Source organism: Streptomyces sp. NPDC054961 (assembly GCF_053609145.1).
Window position 1 is genome coordinate 19,568 of the sequence record NZ_JBSGWY010000050.1, and the last position, 21,607, is coordinate 41,174.

Below are 21,607 nucleotides of genomic sequence, written 5' to 3' on the forward strand. Positions count from 1 at the left end.
CGCGCTGGTGCTAAATGGTCCTCCGGTCGATGCTCGAGGCATGCGTCCCGTACACACCGCACTCGCCGTATTCGTCGCCGCCGTCTGGGGATTCAACTTCGTCGTCATCGAGATCGGCCTCGGCCACTTCCCGCCGCTGCTCCTGTCCGCCCTGCGCTTCCTCGTCGCCGCCGTGCCGGCGATCTTCTTCGTGGGGCCGCCCAAGGTCGCCTGGAAGTGGATCGCCGGCGTCGGGATCGCCCTCGGCGTCGCCAAGTTCGGGCTGCTCTTCACGGGAATGGCGCACGGGATGCCGGCCGGGCTCTCCTCGCTCGTCCTGCAGATCCAGGCCGTCTTCACCGCCGTGATCGCCGCCGTCGTGCTGCGCGAACGCCCCGGCCGGGTACGGATCGCGGGCATGGGCGTCGCGCTCGCCGGGATCGCCGTGGCCGCGGTGGACGGGGGCACCTCCGGACCGGTGCTCGGCTTCGTCCTGGTCGTCGCGGCCGCCGCCTGCTGGGGCGTCTCCAACGTCCTGACCCGCAAGGCCGCGCCGCCCGACGCGCTCAACTTCATGGTCTGGGTGTGCGCGGTCCCGGTGCTGCCGCTGTTCGCGCTCTCGCTGCTGATCGAGGGCCCCGAGCGGGACCTCGCCGCGCTGGGCGCCCTCGACTGGTCGGGGGCCGCGGTGATCGGGTACGTCGCCTGGGTGTCCACCGTCTTCGGCTTCGGGGCCTGGGGATACCTGCTGCGCCGCTACCCGGCCTCCTCCGTCGCGCCGTTCTCCCTGCTCGTGCCGGTCTTCGGGATGTCCTCGGCCGCGCTGGTCCTCGGGGAGGGCGTCTCGGGGCTGCGCTGGGTGGCCGCGGCCCTGCTCGTCGGCGGGGTATCGCTGACCTCGCTGGCCCCGGGGCGCGCGGCGTCCCGTACGGCGGGTCCGGACCCGGACCCGGACCCGGTCCCGGTCCCGGTCCCGGTCGCCGTCCCGCTCGCTACAGGTTCTCCCGTAGGGGCAGCCGCCAGTCCTGCCCCGTGAGGGTGACCCCGTACGACCGGTGCGGGTGCTCGGAGACCAGGGTGAAGCCGGCGTGCTGGTACAGGGAACGGGCCGAGGTCAGCACGTCGTTGGTCCACAGGACCAGCTCGCGGTAGCCGGCCGAGCGGGCGAAGGCGATGACCGCGGCGACGAGCCGCGCGCCGATTCCGTGGCCGCGGCCCGCCGGGTCCACCAGGAGCAGCCGCAGCCGGGCCGTGCCGGGGGCGCCGTCCTCGCGCACGCACATCACCGAGCCGACCGGGAGGCCGTCCAGCTCCGCGATCCAGACCCGCTCCAGGTGGGGGTCGTGGTCCAGGGCGAAGTCGGCGACGATCCGGGCCACCAGGCCCTCGAACTCGGCGTTCCAGCCGTATTCGGCGCTGTAGAGGGCGCCGTGCCGCTGCACGATCCAGCCCAGCTCGCCGGGCTCCGGTTCCCGCAGCCTCACGCGTCCGGGGGCGGTGTCACCTCGGGGCTCCATGGCGACCGAGGATAGCGGGGCGGCGGGGCGGGGGGACCGCCGGTCCTCCCGGCCCCGCGTTCCGCCGCACGGGTGAATCGCGCCGCGCGAGGGACGCGCCGGAGCGCTGCCGCCTCGCGCTACTTCTTGGCGCCGCCGAGGATCTGGCCCAGCAGGTCGCCGAGGCCGCCGCCGGCCGATGGACCGCCCGGGGCCGCGCCGGCCGCGCCCGCACCGCCCGCCGCGCCCGGTACGGCGCCGGGGGAGGGGATCGGGGAGTCCGCGCCGGCGGCCGGCCCCGCGGTGCCCGCGCCCCCGGCCTTCCCGGCCGCGCGCTTGGCGAAGACGGCCAGCACCACGGGGATCAGCATGTCGATCACACGGCTGATGGTGGGCGCCGGGATGCCGGTCTTCTTCGAGACGGCGTTGGCCACGGGCCTGCTCACCTTGGCCAGCACCCCGGCCATCATTCCGCCGCTGAGCATGCCGCCCAGGCCGCCGCCGAGGGTGGCCACGCCCTGTGGCGGGGCCTCGGTCACCTCGGCGAGCGCCTGGCGGACCTCGTGGCCGTCGTCGTCATCGGTCGCGGCCTTCGCCTGGAGGTCGCCGGTCATCGCGCCGACGGTGGTCGCGACGGTCTCGCGGGCTCCGTTCGCGTCGGTGCCGAGGAGACCGGCGATCTCGGTCAGCCGTTCGTCGCCGAGCTCGTGGATCACGTCGTCCTGGAAGGAAGGTTCGCTCATGCCCGAAACGCTACTTCTGCGGTGATTCACCGGCACGTCGGGTCGCGCCCGGATCACCCTTCGGTAATGGAGAAGCAAAGGTGTGAATCGCCGTGCAACCACGGGAGGGGGTGGCGGGTCATAGGGTGCGTCGGCGCTTCCGGGGAGGGATCTGGGGGGATCGGGAAGTCCGACGGGGGAGGGGTAACCGTGAGGGGGTCCGGCCGGAAGGCCGGACCCCCTTTCGTTCTTCCGGAACGTCGCACAGGGCACGGCGGGGTTGTCCACAGGACCGGCGGGCTGTCGGCGCCGGGCGGTAGTTTCGTGGCATGACTACCAACGTGACGGTGCAACTGGCAGTGGTCGAGGGGGTGCTCGAGCGCATCACCTACGCCAATGAGGAAAGCGGATACACGGTCGCCCGGGTGGATACCGGCCGCGGCGCCGGCGACCTGCTCACGGTGGTCGGATCGCTCCTCGGGGCCCAGCCGGGTGAATCGCTGCGCATGGAGGGCCGTTGGGGCTCCCACCCCCAGTACGGCAAGCAGTTCACCGTCGAGAACTACTCCACGCTCCTGCCCGCGACCATCCAGGGCATCCGGCGCTACCTCGGCTCCGGCCTGATCAAGGGCATCGGCCCCAAGATCGCCGACCGGATCGTGGAGCACTTCGGGACCGACACCCTCGACGTCATCGAGGAGCAGCCGAAGAGGCTGATCGAGGTGCCCGGCCTCGGCCCCAAGCGGACCAAGATGATCGGCGCCGCCTGGGAGGAGCAGAAGGCCATCAAGGAGGTCATGGTCTTCCTCCAGGGAGTCGGCGTCTCCACCTCCATCGCGGTGCGCATCTACAAGAAGTACGCCGACGCCTCCATCTCCGTGGTGAAGAACCAGCCCTACCGGCTCGCCGCCGACGTCTGGGGCATCGGCTTCCTCACCGCCGACCGCATCGCGCAGTCCGTCGGTATCCCGCACGACAGCCCCGAACGGGTCAAGGCCGGCCTGCAGTACGCGCTGTCCCAGTCCACCGACCAGGGGCACTGCTTCCTGCCCGAGGACCGGCTCATCGCCGACGGGGTCAAGCTGCTCCAGGTGGACACCGGGCTGGTCATCGACTGCCTGGGCGAGCTCGCCGCCGATCCGGAGGGGGTCGTACGGGAGTCCGTGCCGGATCCCCAGGGCGGGCCGGATCCGCTGACCGCCGTGTACCTGGTGCCCTTCCACCGCGCCGAGCTGTCCCTGGTCGGGCAGGTGCGCCGGCTCCTGAACGCCGAGGAAGACCGGATGCCGGCCTTCCGGGACGTGGACTGGGAGAAGGCCCTGGGCTGGCTCGCGGGCCGGACCGGAGCCAAGCTGGCCCCCGGGCAGCGGGACGCGGTCCGCCTCGCCCTCACCCGCCGGGTCGCGGTCCTCACCGGCGGTCCGGGCTGCGGCAAGTCCTTCACCGTCCGCTCGATCGTGGAACTGGCCCGCGCCAAGAAGGCCAAGGTCGTGCTCGCCGCCCCCACCGGCCGGGCGGCGAAGCGGCTGGCCGAGCTCACCGGGGCCGAGGCCTCCACGGTCCACCGGCTGCTGGAGCTGAAACCGGGCGGGGACGCCGCGTACGACCGGGAGCGGCCGCTCGACGCCGACCTGGTCGTCGTGGACGAGGCCTCGATGCTCGACCTGCTGCTGGCGAACAAGCTGGTCAAGGCCGTGGCGCCGGGTGCCCACCTGCTGCTCGTCGGGGACGTGGACCAGCTGCCCTCGGTCGGGGCCGGCGAGGTGCTGCGCGACCTGCTCGCCGAGGGCGGTCCGGTCCCCGCCGTCCGGCTGACCACGATCTTCCGGCAGGCCCAGCAGTCCGGCGTGGTCACCAACGCCCACCGGATCAACACCGGCCTGCCACCGGTCACGGACGGTCTGCCCGACTTCTTCCTCTTTCCCGAGGAGGACACCGAGGAGGCGGGGAAGCTCGCCGTCGACGTCGCCGCACGGCGCATTCCAGCCAGATTCGGGCTCGACCCGCGCCGTGACGTCCAGGTCCTCGCGCCCATGCACCGGGGCCCGGCCGGCGCCGGACATCTCAACGGACTGCTCCAGCAGGCCGTCACCCCCGCCCGGCCCGACCTGCCGGAGAAGCGGTTCGGCGGCCGGGTCTTCCGCGTGGGTGACAAGGTCACCCAGATCCGCAACAACTACGAAAAGGGCGCCAACGGCGTCTTCAACGGCACCGTCGGCGTCGTCACCGGCCTCGACCTCGACGAACAGCGCCTGACGGTGCGCACGGACGAAGACGAGGAAGTCGCCTACGAGTTCGCCGAGCTCGACGAGCTGGCCCACGCGTACGCCGTCACCATCCACCGCTCCCAGGGGAGTGAGTACCCGGCGGTCGTGATCCCCGTCACCACCGGGGCTTGGATGATGCTCCAGCGAAATCTGCTCTACACGGCGGTAACCAGGGCGAAGAAACTGGTCGTCCTCGTCGGGTCCCGCAAGGCCCTCGCGCAGGCGGTGCGTACCGTTTCCGCAGGCAGGAGGTACACGGCCGTGGCTCCTCGGCTCTCGGGACGCATACCGGTGGGAAACATCACCTAAATGATCGATCATTTGGGCTATCCGCCGCCGGTGGGACGAGGCAGGATGAGCAGCTTGAAGGCACTCAGTGCCGTCAAAAACACCAAACCCCGACCCCGAGTGCACTCACCTGTGCCAAATGGGGGAAGGTAGAGGCAGTCAGGGCACCTCGAAGAAGAGGCACTACGTCGGTGAGGGATGACGTGAGCGACAACTCTGTAGTACTGCGGTACGCGGACGGTGAATACACCTACCCGGTGGTCGAGAGCACCGTCGGTGACCAGGGCTTCGACATCGCGAAGCTGAGGGCTCAGACCGGGCTGGTCACCCTGGACAGCGGCTACGGAAACACCGCCGCCTATAAGTCCGCCATTACTTACCTCGACGGTGAGCAGGGCATCCTGCGCTACCGCGGATACCCGATCGAGCAGCTTGCCGAGCGCTCGACCTTCATCGAGGTCGCCTACCTGCTGATCAACGGGGAGCTGCCGACCGTCGACCAGCTCGCGACGTTCAGCAACGAGATCACCCAGCACACGCTGCTGCACGAGGACGTCAAGCGGTTCTACGACGGCTTCCCGCGCGACGCCCACCCGATGGCGATGCTGTCCTCCGTGGTCAGCGCGCTGTCGACGTTCTACCAGGACAGCCACAACCCCTTCGACGAGAAGCAGCGCAACCTCTCGACGATCCGGCTGCTCGCCAAGCTTCCGACGATCGCGGCGTACGCGTACAAGAAGTCGGTCGGCCACCCGGTGGTCTACCCGCGCAACGACCTCGGCTACGTCGAGAACTTCCTGCGCATGACCTTCTCCGTGCCGGCCCAGGAGTACGACCTGGACCCGGTCGTGGTCGCGGCCCTCGACAAGCTGCTGATCCTGCACGCGGACCACGAGCAGAACTGCTCGACCTCCACCGTCCGGCTGGTCGGCTCCTCGCAGGCGAACATGTTCGCCTCGATCTCCGCCGGCATCTCGGCCCTGTGGGGTCCGCTGCACGGTGGCGCCAACCAGTCCGTTCTGGAGATGCTCGAGGGCATCAAGAACGACGGCGGCGACGTCGACGCCTTCATCCGCAAGGTGAAGAACAAGGAAGACGGCGTCCGCCTCATGGGCTTCGGACACCGCGTCTACAAGAGCTTCGACCCCCGGGCGAAGATCATCAAGGCGGCGGCGCACGATGTCCTCTCGGCGCTCGGCAAGGACGACGAGCTCCTCGACATCGCCCTGAAGCTGGAAGAGCACGCGCTGGCCGACGACTACTTCGTCGAGCGCAACCTCTACCCGAACGTCGACTTCTACACCGGCCTGATCTACCGGGCCATGGGCTTCCCGACCGAGATGTTCACCGTGCTCTTCGCGATCGGCCGCCTTCCCGGCTGGATCGCCCAGTGGCACGAGATGATCAAGGAGCCCGGCTCCCGCATCGGCCGCCCGCGCCAGATCTACACCGGCGAGGTCCTGCGCGACTTCGTCCCGGTCGAGGCCCGCTGAAGCAGGCCCGCACCTCCGGGATCCGCTGACCCGAGACTCGGAGCGCAGTACCCGCACGACCGCGGTACCCGCACGACCGCAGTGCCGAAGCACGCGTAGGACCGCACTGCCTGTGGATACAGGAAAAGCGCCCCGCCATCGATCCCCCCACGGGTCGAAGGTCGGGGCGCTTTCCATACCCCGGAACGGATTCCCCCCACGGGACCCGGACCGGGTGTTCGCGTGGAGCGCGCGGGCGCGCTCCGGTTGGGTGTGCCGGGACCCGTACGGGTCGGGAGGGCCGCTCAAGGCTTCCCTGGGGCACGCGTCCCGGCCGGCCAATGCCACGGAAGTCCCCCAAGACCCCCGCGAACGCCCCCAAGACGTTCCTGGCATCGCCCCATTAGACCCACGGGCCTGCCCGATGGTTACGTTGCGGTCGCTGTGATCTGCGTCTCGCGTGAAGGAACTGTGTGCGAGACGCGAAGGCCGGTCACTAGCGGAAGGAGCGCAGCCGCAGGCTGTTGGTCACCACGAAGACCGAGGAGAAGGCCATCGCGGCGCCCGCGATCATGGGGTTGAGCAGGCCCGCGGCCGCGAGCGGCAGCGCCGCCACGTTGTAGCCGAAGGCCCAGAACAGGTTGCCCTTGATGGTGGCCAGGGTCCGGCGGGAGAGCCGGATCGCGTCCGCCGCCACCCGCAAGTCGCCCCGTACGAGGGTGAGATCGCTCGCCTCGATCGCCGCGTCGGTGCCGGTGCCCATGGCCAGGCCCAGGTCGGCCTGGGCGAGCGCGGCCGCGTCGTTGACCCCGTCGCCGACCATGGCGACCGTCCGGCCCTCGGCCTGCAGCCGCCGTACGACATCCACCTTGTCCTGCGGGAGGACCTCGGCGATGACCTCGTCGATGCCCACCTCGCGGGCCACGGTCTCGGCGACGGCCCAGTTGTCGCCGGTCAGCAGGACGGGGGTGAGCCCCAGGGCCCGCAGGCGCGAGACGGCCTCGGCGCTGGTCTCCTTGACGGCGTCGGCCACGGTCAGCACGCCGCGGGCCTCCCCGTCCCAGGCCACCAGGACGGCGGTGGCGCCCGCGGCCTCGGCGGTGGCCTTGGCCTCGGCGAGGGCGGCGGGCAGGACGATCGACCAGTCGGCCAGCAGCTTCTCCCGGCCCACCAGGACGGCGTGTCCGTCGACCACGCCCTGCACGCCCAGTCCGGCGACGTTCTCGAAGCCTTCCGGGACGGGCAGCCGTCCGGCCCGTTCGGCGGCGCCCGTGGCGATGGCGCGGGCGATCGGGTGCTCGGAGGCGTGCTCCAGGGAACCGGCCAGGCGCAGCAGTTCGCCCTCCTCCACACCTTCGGCGGGGTGCACGCCGGACAGGGTCATCCGGCCGGTGGTGACGGTGCCGGTCTTGTCCAGGACGACGGTGTCGACGCGGCGGGTGGACTCCAGGACCTCGGGCCCCTTGATCAGGATCCCGAGCTGGGCGCCCCGCCCGGTCCCGACCATCAGCGCGGTCGGGGTGGCCAGGCCCAGGGCGCAGGGGCAGGCGATGATCAGGACGGCCACGGCGGCGGTGAAGGCGGCCGTCGGGTCGTCGGTGATCAGCAGCCAGGTCACCCAGGTGGCCAGGGCCAGGACGAGCACGATCGGTACGAAGACCCCGGAGATCCGGTCGGCGAGGCGCTGCACCTCGGCCTTGCCGTTCTGCGCGTCCTCGACGAGCTTGGCCATCCGGGCGAGCTGGGTGTCGGAGCCGACGCGGGTGGCCTCGACGACCAGGCGGCCCGACGCGTTGACGGTGGCGCCGGTGACGGAGTCGCCGACGGCCACCTCGACCGGGACGGACTCTCCGGTCAGCATGGAGGCGTCCACGGCGGAGCTGCCTTCGACGACGGTGCCGTCGGTGGCGATCTTCTCGCCGGGCCGGACGACGAACCGGTCGCCCACGGCGAGCGCGCTGACGGGGATCCGCACCTCGGTGCCCCCGCGCAGGACGGCCACGTCTTTGGCGCCGAGCCGCATCAGGGCCTTCAGGGCCGCGCCGGCCTTCCGCTTCGAGCGGGCCTCGAGGTACCGGCCGAGCAGGATGAAGCTGACGACTCCGGCGGCCACCTCGAGGTAGATCGCCGAGGAGCCGTCCGTGCGGGAGCTGGTGAACCCGAAGCCGTGCCGCATCCCGGGCATCCCGGCGTGCCCGAAGAACAGGGCCCACAGGGACCAGACGAACGCGGCCAGGGTGCCGACCGAGACCAGGGTGTCCATGGTGGCGGCGCCGTGCCGGGCGTTGGTCCAGGCCGCCCGGTGGAAGGGAAGGGCGCCCCAGACGACGACGGGGGCGGCGAGGGTGAGCGAGAGCCACTGCCAGTTGTCGAACTGCAGGGCCGGGACCATCGCGAGCAGGACGACGGGCAGGGCGAGCGCGGCGGAGACCAGGAGGCGCTGGCGCAGCGCGGCCAGCTCGGGGTCGCGTCCCTCTTTCGGCCCTGCTCCGGAACCGGGTTCCGGTGCGGGCTCGGGTTCCGGAGGCGGGGGCTCCTCGGCGGTGTAGCCGGTCTTGACCACGGTCGCGATGAGGTCGGCGACCTGGACGCCCGCCTCGTAGGAGACCTTGGCCTTCTCGGTGGCGTAGTTCACCGAGGCGCTGACCCCGTCCATCCGGTTCAGCTTCTTCTCGATGCGGGCCGCGCAGGATGCGCAGGTCATCCCGCCGATGGTCAGCTCGACCTCGGCGGGGGCGGCGCCCGCTGCCGTCGCTATGGGTCCGTCGTGCACGGTACTGCTGCTCATGATCCGGCTCCAGGGGGATGGCCGGGCCGTACGGAACCAGTATGAGCTGGCCGGTACGGCCCGGCGGGGTACTGCCGAAGAGGAAGTGCTCAGACCTGGCCGGCGAGCTCGTAGCCGGCCTCGTCCACGGCGGCGCGCACGTCGGCCTCCGCGAGCGGGGCGGCCGAGACCACGGTGACCTCGCCGGTGGTGGCGACGGCCTTGACCGAGCTGACGCCCGCCAGGGCGGAGAGCTCGGTGGTCACCGCGCCCTCGCAGTGCCCGCAGGTCATGCCGGTCACCCGGTAGACGGTGGTGGTCTGGGTGTCCGTGTCGGCGCTCATGTCGTTCTCCTCTTCAAGGGCGTATCCGGGCCGCGGGAGCCGGTGGATCCCTCCACTGTTCTCCCGACACTCCGAGACTATACCCCTAGGGGGTATCGATGCGAGCATCCCCGGGATCTTTTACCGTGACCGCCGACTTCCTCCGTCGCGCCGTGTGCGGTGGACAAGTGGTACGAACCCTAGGTAAATGGCGCGTATGGCGCACGCGGGGATCACCCTCATCCTGATCATGACGATCGCCGTGCTCGCCCCCCTGCTCGCGTACGGGGTCTCGCGCTGGCTGCCCGTACCGCTGGTGATCTTCGAGATCGCGCTGGGCGTCCTGGTCGGGCCGGACGTCCTCGGCTGGGCGCACACCGGCGAGGTCATCGACGTACTGAGCGAGCTCGGTCTCGCGATGCTGATGTTCCTGGCCGGTTACGAGATCCAGTTCGACCGGGTCAGGGGCGACACCCTCACACGGTCGGTCTGGGCCTGGGTGATCGCCCTCGCGCTGGGCCTGGGAATCGGGGTGCTGCTCGCGGACGGCGGCGGATTCGACCAGGGCGTCTACATCGGCACCGCGCTCACCAGCACCGCCCTGGGCACGATCCTGCCGGTCCTGCGGGACGCGGGGGACCTCCAGAGCCGGTTCGGCACCGTGGTGATGGCGATGGGCGCGGTCGGCGAGTTCGGGCCGATCATCGCGATGGCGCTGCTGCTCAGCGGGCGCGCGCCGGGCCGGTCGGCGGCGCTGCTGATCGCCTTCGCGGTGCTCACCGCCGGGGCCGTGTTCTGGGCGCTGCGGCCCAAGCCGCCCTGGTTCTCCCGGGTCATCGCCCGCACCCTGCACAGCAGCGGGCAGTTCGCGGTGCGGCTGGTGCTTCTGGTGCTCGTGTCGTTCCTGGCGCTGGCCGAGGTCCTCGGCCTCGACGTGCTGCTCGGCGCCTTCGCCGCAGGGATGATCATCCGGCTGGTCCTGCACGGGACCGCGCCGGAGAGCAGCGAGACCGTGCTGTCCAAGGTGGAGGGCGTGGGCTTCGGATTCCTGGTGCCGCTGTTCTTCGTGGTCACCGGGATCGAGTTCGACCTCGACGCGCTGCTCGCCGGCGGGCGGGTGCTGCTGTTGCTGCCGGTCTTCCTCGTGCTGTTCCTCTTCGTGCGCGGGCTGCCCATCTGGCTGCTGGCGCCCCGGGACCTGGCCCGGCGGGACCGGTCGGCGCTGGTGCTGTTCGGGTCCACGGCGCTGCCGCTGGTGGTGGCGATCACCACCCTGGGCGTGCAGGACGGCACGGTGGGGTCGGGAGAGGCGGCGGCGCTGGTGGGGGCGGGGATGGTCTCCGTGCTGGTCTTTCCGCTGGTGGGGCTGCGGCTGCGGGCCGGTTCGGGCGGGACGGGGGCCGCGGTGCGGATCAGCGAGGGGGACGAGGCGTGGTGAGCGCCGGTCCGGGTGGCGCGGTGGGGCCCCGTCGCGGACGGGGCCCCGGAGGGTCCCGTCCGGGGTCCGGCGGCGCCGGTCAGTCCTCGCGGCGACCGCGGTTGCCGGGGCGCCGGGCCACCCAGGCGCGGATGGTGTCGGCGTACCAGTAGGGCTTCCCGCCCTCCACGCGGTCGGGCGGGGGCAGCAGTCCGTGCTTGCGGTAGGAGCGCACGGTGTCCGGCTGGACCCGGATGTGGGCGGCGATCTCCTTGTACGACCACAGCTGCCGGTCGCTCATCGCTGACACCTCCTTGTCCACGCCGCGGGGCCGGCCGGGAGGCCGTCGGGGGAGCCGGCGCGTGGACGCTGACGATCACTCGGGTTGTGCCCGGAGAACGACGCACGGTGAAGGCGGGGGAGGGTCTGTCGACCGGCTGTGACGGAAAACCCGCGTCATGGGGACATGTGTGACACAAGGGTGACGCCTGTGACACACGCGGCACATAGGGACGTACGGCGCATGCCGCACGTGTGGCCCATGTGCCGCATGAGGCAAAGGGGTTGGCCTGGGCGGATGTGAGCAGGATTGATGATCAAGGGGGTTGAGGGGCGCGGGTGAGCGGCGGGGGCGAACGGGAGCGCCGGGAAGGCGGGTTGAGCAGGAGGGTTGAGCGGACGGGTTGAGCGGGCGGGTTGAGCGACGGGCCGGCGGCCCGGTTCAGCGGTCGTAGAGGGCCGGGCGCTCCGCCTGTTCCACCGGGGTCCGTACGCCGCCGCGTGCCGCGGCCAGGCCGGCTTCGGAGACGGCGGCCGCCGCGTAGCCGTCCCACGCGTCGGGTCCGTCCACCCGGCCCCGGCCGGCCGCGGTGACCCACCCGCGCAGCTGGCGGTCGTAGGCGTCGGCGAACCGCACCGTGAAGTCCTGGTCGATCTCGCCGCCCCAGCGGCCCGCCGACTGGACGACCATCGCGTGGCCCTCGCTGATCCGGGCGCTGCCCGCCTCGCCGACCGCCTCGCACTGCACCTGGTATCCGAAACCGCAGTTGACGAAGATCTCCACGTCCACGACGGCGCCGCCGGAGGTCTCCAGGAGGACCAGCCGGGGATCGCGCAGCCCCTCGGGGGCGGCGGAGGTGGGGGTGGGGGAGAGCACGGTCACCGCGGTGATCTCCTGGCCCAGCAGCCAGCGGGCCGCGTCCACCTCGTGCACGACCGAATCGCTGATCAGCATGTCGCTGGTGAAGAAGGACGGCGAGGAGGCGTTGCGGTGCCGGCAGTGCAGGAAGAGCGGCCGTCCGATGCCGCCGGCGTCGAGCAGCTCCTTGAGCCGCACGTACTCGGCGTCGTAGCGCCGCATGAAGCCGACCTGGACGAGCCGGCGGCCCAGCCGGGCTTCCGCCTCCATGATCCGCAGCGCGCCCGCCGGATCCGGCGTCAGCGGCTTCTCGCAGAGCACCGGCAACCGCCGTTCCAGCGCGAGCAGGATCGCCTCCTCGTGGGCGGGACCCGGCGAGGCGATCAGTACGGCGTCCACCCCGGGTGCGGCTATCGCGGCCGCCGGGTCGGTGTGGGCGCTCACTCCCTCGAGGGCGGCCGCGACCTCCTTGGCCCGGTCCCCGTCCGTGTCGGCCACGGCCACCACCCGGGCTCCGCCGACGGTCCGCCCGAAGCGGCGGACGTGGTCGGAGCCCATCTTCCCGGTGCCGATGACGGCGATGCCGAGCGTGCTGGTCATGTCGGTCTCCTCCAGGGGGGTTCGTCAGCGGGTACCGCAGGAGCGCAGGTAGGCGCGGGTGCGGCGGGCGATCGGGAGCGGCTGGTCGGGCGGGCACGGATACATGTCCTGCTCCACGATGGCGAACAGGTCCACGCCGAGGCGCTGCGCGGCCGCCAGCACCGGCTCCAGCGCGGGCACCCCGGAGGGCGGCTCGCACATCACCCCGCGGGCCACGGCCGGCCCGAAGGGCACCTGCTCCGCGACGACTTCGGCGAGGACCCGCGGGTCCACCTGCTTGAGGTGGAGGTAACCGATCCGCTCGGCGAAGGTCTCGATGGCCTGGACGCTGTCGCCGCCGCAGTACGCGTAGTGGCCCGTGTCGAGGCAGAGCGAGACCAGCGCGGGATCGGTGGCGTCGAGGAACCGGGCCACGTTCGCCGGGGTGTCGATGTGCGTGTCCGCGTGCGGATGGACCACGATCCGCAGGCCGAACTCGTCCTGGACCCGCCGCCCCAGCCGCTCGGTCTGCGTGGTCAGTTCGCGCCAGCCGGCGGGCGTCAGAGTGCGGTCCTCCAGCACCTCGCCCGTCTTGTCGTCGCGCCAGAAGGACGGGATCACGACGAGGTGCGCGGCGCCCACGGCCCGGGTGAGCTCCGCGATCCGCGACACGTGCTCCCAGGTGTCCTCCCACACGGCGGGTCCGTGATGGAGTCCGGTGAAGACGGTTCCGGCGGAGACCTGCAGACCGCGCCCGGCGATCTCGGCGGCGAGCCGGACGGGATCGGTGGGCAGGTATCCGTAGGGCCCGAGTTCGATCCACTCGTACCCGGCGTCGGCGACCTCGTCGAGGAACCGCTCCCACGGAGTCTGCCGGGGGTCGTCCGGGAACCAGACCCCCCAGGAGTCCGGAGCCGAACCGATGCGGATACGGGTCAACGCGGGCGATGAGGACGTCATGCGGCCACCTTAAAGTGCGACGCTCTGGGGGACGGGGAGCACTCGGTCGGGAGGATGGTGTGGTGATGAGTACGGGGCCGTTGGCGTTCGACCTGATCACGATGGGACGGATCGGAGTGGATCTCTACCCCCTGGACACGGGCGTACCGCTCGGCGAGGCGGACACCTTCGGGAAGTTCCTGGGCGGATCCCCGGCCAACGTCGCGGTCGCGGCGGCCCGGCTGGGGCGGAGGACGGCGTTGATCACCCGGACCGGCGCGGATCCCTTCGGCGGATACCTCCGGTCCGAGCTGCGCCGTTTCGGCGTGGACGACCGCTGGGCCGGGGAGGTGGCGGCCTATCCGACGCCCGTCACCTTCTGCGAGATCTTCCCGCCGGACCACTTCCCCCTGTACTTCTACCGCTATCCGAAGGCCCCGGACCTGGAGATCGGCGCGGGCGAGGTGGACCTCGACGCCGTGCGGGCCGCCCGGGTGTTCTGGATGACGGGTACGGGGCTCAGCGCCGAGCCGAGCCGGACGGCGACGCTGGGCGCGCTGGAGGCCCGGGCCAAGGCCGGGACCACGGTCTTCGACCTGGACTGGCGGCCGATGCTGTGGCCTTCCGAGGGCGGGGCGGGGGCCGGAGCCGGGGCCGGAGCCGGTGACGGAGACGGGGCCGGTGACGCCGGCGGGACCGGGGGCCGCGGCGGCGGGGAGTCCGGCCCCGGCCCGTGGTACCGGCGGGCCCTCGCGCTCGCGACGGTGGCCGTCGGGAACGCCGAGGAGTGCGCGATCGCCACCGGCGAGAGCGAGCCGTACGCGGCGGCGCGGGCGCTGCTCGCCGCCGGAGTGGAGCTGGCGGTGGTGAAACGGGGGCCGCTGGGCGTGCTCGCGGTCCACCGCGACGGCACGGTGGTGGAGGCCGCGCCCGTGCCGGTGACCGTGGTCAACGGGCTCGGCGCCGGCGACGCGTTCGGCGGGGCCCTGTGCCACGGGCTGCTCGCCGGATGGGAGTTGGAGCGGGTGATCCGCTACGCGAACGCGGCCGGGGCGATCGTGGCCTCGCGGCTGGCCTGTTCGACGGCGATGCCCTTCGCCCGCGAGGTGGAGGAGGTGCTGGACCGTGCCGCTGGTGTCTGAGGCGGAGATGGCCCTCACCCGGCTGCGGGTGGTGGACCTCGCGCCGGGGGAGTCGTACGCGCACGCGTGCGGGGACGCGGAGTGGATCGTGCTCCCGCTGTCCGGGGGCTGCGTGGTCCGCTGCGCGGACCCGCCCCATCCCACCCCGCCCCATCCCACCCCGCCCCATCCCACCCCGCCCCATCCCACCCCGCCCCATCCCACCCCGCCCCATCCCACCCCGCTCCATCCCACCCCGCCCCGCCTTCCCGAACCGGGGCCGCTCCCCGGACCTCTGCCTCGCGTCTTCGAACTGCGCGGCCGGACCGCCGTGTTCGACGGCGTCACCGACTTCGCGTACCTCCCCCGCGACGGCAGCGCCGAGATCACCTCCGTCGCCGGCGGCCGGTTCGCGCTCGCCGGGGCGCGGTGCGAGCGCAGGCTCCCGGCGCGGTACGGGCCCGCCCGGGAGGTCCCGGTGGAACTCCGGGGCGCCGGGTCGTGCTCGCGGCAGGTCAACAACTTCGCCGCCGCCGACGCCTTCGCCTGCGACCGGCTCATCGCCGTCGAGGTCCTCACCCCCGGCGGCAACTGGTCCTCGTACCCGCCCCACAAGCACGACGAGCACCGGCCCGGCGAGGAATCCCGGCTCGAGGAGATCTACTACTACGAGATCCAAGGCCACGGGCCGACGCCCGGACTCGGCTATCAGCGTGTCAGCCCGTCCCCGGCCGGGAAGACCGACATCCTCACCGAGGTGAGGACCGGGGACGCCGTGCTCATCCCCGACGGCTGGCACGGTCCGTCCATCGCCGCGCCCGGACACGACATGTACTACCTGAACGTCATGGCGGGGCCCGACGAGACCAGGGAGTGGCTCATCTGCGATCACCCCGATCACGCCTGGATCCGCTCCACCTGGTCCGGCCGGGACGTCGATCCCCGGCTGCCCTTCTACCGCGCGGAGGACTCCGCATGACGCCCTCGACCGCGGCCCGGACCCCGACGCGGCTCACGGTCGCCCAGGCCCTCGTCCGGTTCCTCAGCCGGCAGTACACCGAGCGCGACGGGCGGCGGCACCGGCTGATCGCCGCCACCTGGGGGATCTTCGGGCACGGGAACGTCGCCGGGATCGGACAGGCGCTGCTGGAGACCGGCCGGGAGGCGATGCCCTTCCTGCAGGGCCGCAACGAACAGGCCATGGTGCACGCCGCCGTCGGGTACGCCCGGCAGAGCGGGCGGTTGTCCGCGCACGCCGTCACGACCTCCATCGGGCCGGGGGCCACCAACCTCGTCACCGGGGCCGCGCTCGCCACCGTCAACCGGATCCCCGTGCTCCTGCTGCCCGGGGACACCTTCGCCACCCGCCCCGCCGACCCCGTGCTCCAGCAGCTCGAAGTCCCGTACGCGGGCGACGTCTCCGTCAACGACACCCTGCGCCCGGTATCGCGCTACTTCGACCGCGTCACCCGCCCCGAGGCCCTGATCCCCGCGGCCCTGCAGGCCATGCGGGTCCTCACCGACCCCGTCCAGACGGGGGCCGTCACGCTCGCGCTGCCCCAGGACGTCCAGGCCGAGGCGTACGACTGGCCGGAGGAGTTCTTCGCCGAGCGCGTGTGGGGCGTCCGCCGGCCCCGCCCCGACGTCACGGAGCTCGCGCGCGCCGCCGAGGCCGTACGGGGCTCCGCCCGGCCGCTGGTCGTCGCCGGCGGCGGGATCCGGCACAGCGGGGCGCAGGAGGCGCTGGCGCGGTTCGCGCGGGACACCGGGATCCCGGTCGCGTCCACCCATGCGGGCAAGGGGTCGCTGGCCTGGGACCATCCCGCCGAGGTGGGCGGGATCGGGCACACCGGCACGGCCACCGCCGACGCGCTGGCCCGCGAGGCCGATCTGGTGATCGCCGCCGGGACCAGGCTGACGGATTTCACCACCGCCTCCGCGACCCTGTTCCGTCACCCGGACGTGCGGTTCCTCGGACTCAACCTCGACCCGTACGACGCCCACAAACTCGCGGCCCGGCCCCTGGTCTGCGACGCCCGTGCGGGCCTGGACGACCTCCGGGACGCGGTGGCCGGGTACCGCGTGGACCCCGGGTACGAGGCGGCGTACAAAGAAAGGAAGAAAGGATGGGAACGGCTGGTCGACCGGGCCTACGCGGCTCCGGACGAGGACGCCGTCCCGACGCAGGCACAGGTGCTCGGCCTGCTCGACGGCCTCGTGGACGGCACCGACGTGCTGATCAACGCGGCCGGCTCGCTCCCCGGGGACCTGCACAAGCTCTGGCGGGCCGGGTCCCCGGACCAGTACCACGTGGAGTACGGCTACTCCTGCATGGGCTACGAGATCCCGGCCGCGATCGGCGTCGGGCTGGCCGCGCCCGGCCGCCCCGTGTGGGCGCTGGTCGGCGACGGGACGTACCTGATGAACCCGACCGAGCTCGTGACCGCCGTGCAGGAGCGGATCCCGGTCAAGGTGGTGATCCTCGACAACCACGGCTACGCCTCGATCGGCGGCCTGTCGGGGGCGGTGGGCGGCGAGGGGTTCGGGACCGCGTACCGCTTCCGGGCGCCCGACGGCTCGTACACCGGGGACCCCCTTCCGGTGGACCTGGCGGCCAACGCGGCCTCGCTCGGAATGGCCGTGATCCGCGCCCGCACCGTGGGTGACCTGCGGAAAGCCCTCGCCGAGGCGCGGATGGCGGACCGCCCCACATGTGTCTACGCACAGACCCGAACACCCGACACTGTGTCGGGCCCACCCCCGGCACAGGCGTGGTGGGATGTTCCTGTGGCCGAGACCGCGACCCGTGCGTCGGCGGCCCAGGCCCGCGAAGAGTACGACCGGCAAGCCGCGCAGCGACGTCGTCATCTGTGAAGGAGCAAGGCATGAAGACCGTCAACCACTGGATCGGTGGCAAGACCGTCGAGGGCGCGTCGGGCAACTACGGCCCGGTCACTGACCCCGCCACCGGCGAGGTCACCACGCAGGTCGCCCTCGCGTCCGCCGCCGAGGTCGACTCGGCCGTACAGGTCGCCAAGGAGGCGTTCCTGTCCTGGGGCCAGTCCTCGCTGGCCGCCCGCACCAAGGTGCTGTTCGCCTACCGCGCCCTGCTGGACGCCAACCGCGACGCGATCGCGGAGCTGATCACCGCCGAGCACGGCAAGGTCCACTCGGACGCGCTGGGCGAGGTCGCGCGCGGCCTGGAGATCGTCGAGCTGGCCTGCGGGATCACCGTCCAGCTCAAGGGCGAGCTGTCGACGTCGGTCTCCAGCAGCGTGGACGTCTCCTCGATCCGCCAGCCGATCGGCGTGGTCGCGGGCATCACCCCGTTCAACTTCCCGGCGATGGTGCCGATGTGGATGTTCCCGCTGGCCGTCGCCTGCGGTAACACCTTCATCCTCAAGCCCAGCGAGAAGGACCCGTCGGCCTCCACGCTGCTGGCGCAGCTGGCGAGCCAGGCCGGTCTGCCGGCGGGCGTCCTGAACGTCGTGCACGGCGACAAGGTCGCCGTCGACGCGCTCCTCGCGCACCCCGACATCGCGGCCGTGTCGTTCGTCGGCTCGACCCCGATCGCCCGCCACATCCACACCACCGCCTCCGCCAACGGCAAGCGCGTACAGGCCCTGGGCGGCGCCAAGAACCACATGCTGGTGCTGCCGGACGCCGACCTGGACGCGGCCGCCGACGCGGCGGTCTCGGCCGCCTACGGCTCGGCCGGCGAGCGCTGCATGGCCATCTCGGCCGTCGTCGCGGTGGGCTCCATCGCCGACACGCTCGTCGAGAAGATCCGCGAGCGCGCCGAGAAGATCAAGATCGGCCCCGGCAACGACCCGACCTCCGAGATGGGCCCGCTGATCACCGCCGCCCACCGCGACAAGGTCGCCTCCTACGTGAAGGGCGCCGCCGCCCAGGGCGCGGACGTGGTCCTGGACGGTACCGGCTACACGGTGGAGGGCAACGAGAACGGCCACTGGATCGGCCTGTCGCTGCTCGACAACGTCAAGACCGACTCCGACGCCTACCGCGACGAGATCTTCGGCCCGGTGCTGTGCGTGCTGCGCACCGAGACCTACGACGAGGGCCTGGCGCTCATCAACGCCTCGCCGTTCGGCAACGGCACCGCGATCTTCACCCGCGACGGCGGCGCCGCCCGCCGCTTCCAGCTGGAGGTCGAGGCGGGCATGGTCGGCGTCAACGTGCCGATCCCGGTGCCGGTCGGCTACCACTCCTTCGGCGGCTGGAAGGACTCCCTCTTCGGGGACCACCACATCTACGGCAACGACGGCATCCACTTCTACACCCGGGGCAAGGTCGTCACGACCCGCTGGCCCGACCCGTCGGACGCCCCGGCCGGCGTGGACCTCGGCTTCCCGCGCAACCACTGACGCACTCCCCGTCGGACCGCTCGCCCCCCGCAACCCTCACCGCGGGGGGCGAGCCCCGTTCCGCCCGCTGAGGGGTCAGAACAGCGGCCAGACGACCGCCTCGGCGGTCGCCGACCAGACCACGTCGCCGTGGCCGTGGTCCGGGACGACGGTGAAGCCGACCCGTTGGTTGCCGCCCGCGCGGATCAGGCGGGGGCCGCGCGCGTGGTCGCCGCGGCCGAGCTCCGCGTTGATCCAGACCACTTCGGCGTCGATCCGCTCCCAGTCGATCGCGTACGTCTTCCCGTCGCCCGCCCAGACCGCGGCCAGGTCCCGCAGGAGGGCGGTCGGGATCAGCCCGCTGCCGAGGGCGGCGGTGGCCGCGTGCCAGGTGGCGAGCGAGGTGCGCGTCAGGGCGAAGGCGTCCTCGGCCGGGGTCGCTCCGAAGGCGTACGAGCCCGCGCTGTGGCCCCCGGTGTAGATCCAGTTCGCGGGGCCGGGCAGCAGGGAGGTGCGGACCAGCGCGAAGTGGGCGAGTCCGGCCTGGGTGAAGCGCAGCCCGGGGTCGGGGGGCCAGGGGACCGGGGAGGGGGCCGCCGGGTCGGTGACGGCGCGGTCGATCAGGGCCGCCAGGCCCGGGTCCGCGGCGTACTCGCCCCGCGCGAGCCGGGCCTCGTACGCCTCCCGGGTCCGGGCCGCGCGCGCGGCCCGGTCGCCGGAGTAGGGCCCGGTCGTGTCCAGCACCACCACCCGGGTCAGGCGCGGCGAGGCGTCGTGCGCGGCCGCGTCCAGGGCGAGGGCGCCCCCGGCGGAGTGGCCGACGTACTGGTAGGGCAGCCCGAGGAGGCCGTCCAGCGCCTCCACGACGGCGCGGAGGTCCCGGCGGTGCGCGGCGAGGCCCCAGTCGGGGCCGATGTCGGCCGCCGCCGCGGCGTCCTCGCGCGGGGTGACGCCGACGACGAGCAGGCCCTCGCGGCGCAGGCGGTGGGCGAGGCTCTCCGGGGCGGAGGCGGGGGGACCGGCGGGGGTGTCGGCGGTGGCCGGGCCGTCGGTGGCGTCGGTGGCGTCCGGGCCGTCCGGGCCGTCCGGGGTGCTGGTGGCGGCCGGTGCGGTGCCCGCGGTGAAGAAGTTCGCGCGGAAGTTCAGTCCGCCGCCCGGCAGGAGGTACGCGATCCCGTGCGGCGCCCGCCGGGTGTCCGCGACCACGTCCACCGTGACCGGGGCCGGGCCGCCGTCGTCGAGCGGGAGCGTCAGCCGGATCCAGCCATCGCCCGGGACGTAGACCGCCGTCCCGGTGCCCAGCGTCCGCTCGATGAGGGTGAGCAGCCCGACCCCGTGGGCGGCGGGGCCCTCCGGCAGGCCCGTCCGGTCTTCCCCGTGCGCCGCCCGGCCGGGCCCCTCTTCGCCGCGCTGTCGTGCCATCGGTGGTGCCTCCCCGTACCGGGCGACGGCCGGACGCCGTCACCTGGGGACACCCTTGCCGGTCAGCGGACCTCAGCCAAGTCCCGCGCCGCGTGCGGCTGTTCGGCCCCGTCCCGGCGGCGCCGGCGCAGCACCCAGACGGTGATCCCGGCGCCCGCCAGCACCAGGAGGGTGCCGAACGCGGGCCACGGCACGGCGAGGAAGTCCGCACTGGACGAGGAGACGAGGTCGGGGTAGGCGGAGGCGCCGGCGGTGACGTCCACGGTGACCCAGTCCGACTGCGGCGCGTCGGCCCAGTCCTCGGTCAGCTCGATCCGCTGGCCCGGAAGCAGCACGAGCTTCAGCTCGCGGGCCGGACGGTCCAGCACCCGGCGGCCGAACAGGCCCTCGGCGGTGACCGTCACCTTCGGCTCCACCACCACGTTGCCGCGGTTGACCAGGGAGTACGAGATCTTCGCGTGGGCGTCCTTCACCCAGGGCAGCAGCGGCGCCGTCCGGCTGACCTTCACGTCCTCGACGCTCAGCCCCGGGGTCACCGGCCCCGGCACCCGGAAGTAGAGCCGGGAGCCGACCTGGCGCTTCACCCCGACCTGGACCTTGCCCTCCTGCTGGATGCCCTCCACCTCGGTGTTGAGGGCGACGATCCCGCCCACGTGGTCGCCGGGCGTCGCGTCCGCCGGGACCTTCACGGAGAACGGGACGTCCTTGCGGCCCTTGGGCGGCACGGTCACGGTGGTGTTCGTCTCGGGCGGCAGCACGACCCAGGTGCCCACGTCCTTGGGCTTCGTCTCGACCGGAAGCAGTGCGAAGGCGCCGCCCACCGGGGTGTTCACGGCGTCGGTCGCGAATATCCGGAACGTCAGCTCCTTGTCGGAGGAGTTCACGATCGTCGCGCTGTCGTTGACGGTGGTGCCGGCCTCGCCCTGGTGGAAGAAGTACGCGCGGTCGGTCATCGCCGCACCGGCGGGCGGCGTCGGGAAGACGCCCCAGGTGCCGTTGTCCGCGGCCGTCGCGGTGGCCGCGGGCAGCAGGCCCGTACCCAGCAGGAGGAGGCTGACGAGCAGACCGTGGAGGGAGGAGCGGGTGCGGGTGCGCATGGGCGGTTCTCCAGTCGGCGGCGGACGGGGTGGGGTGACGGGTGGGGACAACGGGGGTGGGGCAACGGGTGGGGACCGAGACGGCGGGGTGACGGAAAGCGCCGAAGGGTGGGGGGGGGGGGGGGGGGCCCCCGCCCCCCCCCCGGGCGGGGGGGGGGGGCCGCGCCCGCACCGGCGGGAGAACCGCCGGCGCAGGCGAGAGCGGCCGCGAAGAGC

17 protein-coding genes are annotated in these 21,607 nt (G+C 72.6%); 8 read left to right on the top strand and 9 right to left on the bottom strand.

All coding sequences use genetic code 11. From position 1 onward, the window contains the following. The first annotated feature begins 40 nt into the window (after positions 1–40). Positions 41–1,015, top strand: coding sequence for an EamA family transporter (locus ACWF9Z_RS31715; RefSeq protein ID WP_453607932.1), 975 nt, complete (start codon positions 41–43; stop codon positions 1,013–1,015). Here the strand turns inward: ACWF9Z_RS31715 and ACWF9Z_RS31720 are convergent. Next, a complete protein-coding gene (locus tag ACWF9Z_RS31720; RefSeq protein WP_453607995.1) occupies positions 972–1,676 on the bottom strand; it encodes a GNAT family N-acetyltransferase in 705 nt (234 codons plus the stop codon). The two genes, ACWF9Z_RS31715 and ACWF9Z_RS31720, sit on opposite strands and share 44 nt — an antisense overlap. Beyond that, positions 1,616–2,218, bottom strand: coding sequence for a DUF937 domain-containing protein (locus ACWF9Z_RS31725; protein ID WP_453607935.1), 603 nt, complete (start codon positions 2,216–2,218; stop codon positions 1,616–1,618). The genes ACWF9Z_RS31720 and ACWF9Z_RS31725 overlap by 61 nt, the downstream gene beginning before the upstream one ends. A gap of 308 nt (positions 2,219–2,526) precedes the next feature. Here ACWF9Z_RS31725 and recD2 point away from each other — a divergent pair, with 308 nt between their 5' ends. Together recD2 and ACWF9Z_RS31735 are read left to right on the top strand one after the other, a co-directional pair. After that, on the top strand, positions 2,527–4,773 hold the full coding sequence (gene recD2, locus ACWF9Z_RS31730; protein WP_453607938.1) for an SF1B family DNA helicase RecD2: 2,247 nt from the start codon (positions 2,527–2,529) through the stop codon (positions 4,771–4,773). 182 nt (positions 4,774–4,955) lie between these two features. Then, positions 4,956–6,245, top strand: coding sequence for a citrate synthase (locus ACWF9Z_RS31735; RefSeq protein WP_215034358.1), 1,290 nt, complete (start codon positions 4,956–4,958; stop codon positions 6,243–6,245). A gap of 475 nt (positions 6,246–6,720) precedes the next feature. On the opposite strand, the gene ACWF9Z_RS31740 is transcribed toward ACWF9Z_RS31735, so the two are convergent. After that, positions 6,721–9,012 carry a heavy metal translocating P-type ATPase gene (locus ACWF9Z_RS31740; RefSeq protein ID WP_453607941.1) on the bottom strand — a complete coding sequence of 764 codons (2,292 nt, stop codon included), beginning with the start codon at positions 9,010–9,012 and terminating at the stop codon, positions 6,721–6,723. 89 nt (positions 9,013–9,101) lie between these two features. Then, on the bottom strand, positions 9,102–9,335 hold the full coding sequence (locus ACWF9Z_RS31745; RefSeq protein WP_453607944.1) for a heavy-metal-associated domain-containing protein: 234 nt from the start codon (positions 9,333–9,335) through the stop codon (positions 9,102–9,104). 196 nt (positions 9,336–9,531) lie between these two features. Between ACWF9Z_RS31745 and ACWF9Z_RS31750 the strand changes: the two genes are divergently transcribed. Next, the gene (locus ACWF9Z_RS31750) at positions 9,532–10,752 is read left to right on the top strand and encodes a cation:proton antiporter (RefSeq protein WP_453607998.1); all 1,221 of its coding nucleotides are present in this window, start codon (positions 9,532–9,534) and stop codon (positions 10,750–10,752) included. A gap of 79 nt (positions 10,753–10,831) precedes the next feature. Here ACWF9Z_RS31750 and ACWF9Z_RS31755 read toward each other — a convergent pair whose 3' ends face one another. The 3 genes from ACWF9Z_RS31755 to ACWF9Z_RS31765 form a co-directional block, all read right to left on the bottom strand. After that, positions 10,832–11,032, bottom strand: a complete 201-nt coding sequence (locus tag ACWF9Z_RS31755) for a helix-turn-helix transcriptional regulator (RefSeq protein WP_453607947.1) — start codon at positions 11,030–11,032, stop codon at positions 10,832–10,834. Positions 11,033–11,452: 420 nt separating this feature from the next. Continuing rightward, positions 11,453–12,469: a Gfo/Idh/MocA family protein gene (locus ACWF9Z_RS31760; protein ID WP_453607950.1), complete on the bottom strand. Its 1,017-nt coding sequence runs from the start codon at positions 12,467–12,469 to the stop codon at positions 11,453–11,455. A 24-nt stretch (positions 12,470–12,493) separates the two neighbouring features. Continuing rightward, a complete protein-coding gene (locus ACWF9Z_RS31765; protein ID WP_453607953.1) occupies positions 12,494–13,408 on the bottom strand; it encodes a sugar phosphate isomerase/epimerase family protein in 915 nt (304 codons plus the stop codon). A gap of 65 nt (positions 13,409–13,473) precedes the next feature. Between ACWF9Z_RS31765 and iolC the strand changes: the two genes are divergently transcribed. The 4 genes from iolC to ACWF9Z_RS31785 are packed head-to-tail and all read left to right on the top strand — an operon-like array spanning position 13,474 to position 18,893. Further along, on the top strand, positions 13,474–14,529 hold the full coding sequence (gene iolC, locus ACWF9Z_RS31770; protein WP_453607955.1) for a 5-dehydro-2-deoxygluconokinase: 1,056 nt from the start codon (positions 13,474–13,476) through the stop codon (positions 14,527–14,529). Positions 14,530–14,536: 7 nt separating this feature from the next. Further along, complete coding sequence (iolB, locus tag ACWF9Z_RS31775; protein WP_453607999.1) at positions 14,537–15,487, top strand: 5-deoxy-glucuronate isomerase; 951 nt, start codon at positions 14,537–14,539, stop codon at positions 15,485–15,487. After that, on the top strand, positions 15,484–17,382 hold the full coding sequence (gene iolD, locus ACWF9Z_RS31780) for a 3D-(3,5/4)-trihydroxycyclohexane-1,2-dione acylhydrolase (decyclizing) (RefSeq protein WP_453607957.1): 1,899 nt from the start codon (positions 15,484–15,486) through the stop codon (positions 17,380–17,382). The genes iolB and iolD overlap by 4 nt, the downstream gene beginning before the upstream one ends. 11 nt (positions 17,383–17,393) lie before the next feature. Then, complete coding sequence (locus ACWF9Z_RS31785; protein WP_453607959.1) at positions 17,394–18,893, top strand: CoA-acylating methylmalonate-semialdehyde dehydrogenase; 1,500 nt, start codon at positions 17,394–17,396, stop codon at positions 18,891–18,893. 75 nt (positions 18,894–18,968) lie between these two features. Here the strand turns inward: ACWF9Z_RS31785 and ACWF9Z_RS31790 are convergent, their stop codons facing one another. Together ACWF9Z_RS31790 and ACWF9Z_RS31795 are read right to left on the bottom strand one after the other, a co-directional pair. After that, positions 18,969–20,294 carry a hypothetical protein gene (locus tag ACWF9Z_RS31790; RefSeq protein ID WP_453607962.1) on the bottom strand — a complete coding sequence of 442 codons (1,326 nt, stop codon included), beginning with the start codon at positions 20,292–20,294 and terminating at the stop codon, positions 18,969–18,971. A 62-nt stretch (positions 20,295–20,356) separates the two neighbouring features. Beyond that, positions 20,357–21,391 carry a WxL protein peptidoglycan domain-containing protein gene (locus ACWF9Z_RS31795; RefSeq protein WP_453607964.1) on the bottom strand — a complete coding sequence of 345 codons (1,035 nt, stop codon included), beginning with the start codon at positions 21,389–21,391 and terminating at the stop codon, positions 20,357–20,359. Between the last annotated feature and the right edge of the window lie 216 nt (positions 21,392–21,607).

Coding starts and splice junctions, on each gene's coding strand:
- ACWF9Z_RS31715 (WP_453607932.1), top strand. CDS start 41: ATGCGTCCCGTACACACCGCACTCGCCGTATTCGTCGCCGCCGTCTGG.
- ACWF9Z_RS31725 (WP_453607935.1), bottom strand. CDS start 2,218: ATGAGCGAACCTTCCTTCCAGGACGACGTGATCCACGAGCTCGGCGAC.
- recD2 (WP_453607938.1), top strand. CDS start 2,527: ATGACTACCAACGTGACGGTGCAACTGGCAGTGGTCGAGGGGGTGCTC.
- ACWF9Z_RS31740 (WP_453607941.1), bottom strand. CDS start 9,012: ATGAGCAGCAGTACCGTGCACGACGGACCCATAGCGACGGCAGCGGGC.
- ACWF9Z_RS31745 (WP_453607944.1), bottom strand. CDS start 9,335: ATGAGCGCCGACACGGACACCCAGACCACCACCGTCTACCGGGTGACC.
- ACWF9Z_RS31750 (WP_453607998.1), top strand. CDS start 9,532: ATGGCGCACGCGGGGATCACCCTCATCCTGATCATGACGATCGCCGTG.
- ACWF9Z_RS31755 (WP_453607947.1), bottom strand. CDS start 11,032: ATGAGCGACCGGCAGCTGTGGTCGTACAAGGAGATCGCCGCCCACATC.
- ACWF9Z_RS31760 (WP_453607950.1), bottom strand. CDS start 12,469: ATGACCAGCACGCTCGGCATCGCCGTCATCGGCACCGGGAAGATGGGC.
- ACWF9Z_RS31765 (WP_453607953.1), bottom strand. CDS start 13,408: ATGACGTCCTCATCGCCCGCGTTGACCCGTATCCGCATCGGTTCGGCT.
- iolC (WP_453607955.1), top strand. CDS start 13,474: ATGAGTACGGGGCCGTTGGCGTTCGACCTGATCACGATGGGACGGATC.
- iolB (WP_453607999.1), top strand. CDS start 14,537: ATGGCCCTCACCCGGCTGCGGGTGGTGGACCTCGCGCCGGGGGAGTCG.
- iolD (WP_453607957.1), top strand. CDS start 15,484: ATGACGCCCTCGACCGCGGCCCGGACCCCGACGCGGCTCACGGTCGCC.
- ACWF9Z_RS31785 (WP_453607959.1), top strand. CDS start 17,394: ATGAAGACCGTCAACCACTGGATCGGTGGCAAGACCGTCGAGGGCGCG.
- ACWF9Z_RS31790 (WP_453607962.1), bottom strand. CDS start 20,294: ATGGCACGACAGCGCGGCGAAGAGGGGCCCGGCCGGGCGGCGCACGGG.
- ACWF9Z_RS31795 (WP_453607964.1), bottom strand. CDS start 21,391: ATGCGCACCCGCACCCGCTCCTCCCTCCACGGTCTGCTCGTCAGCCTC.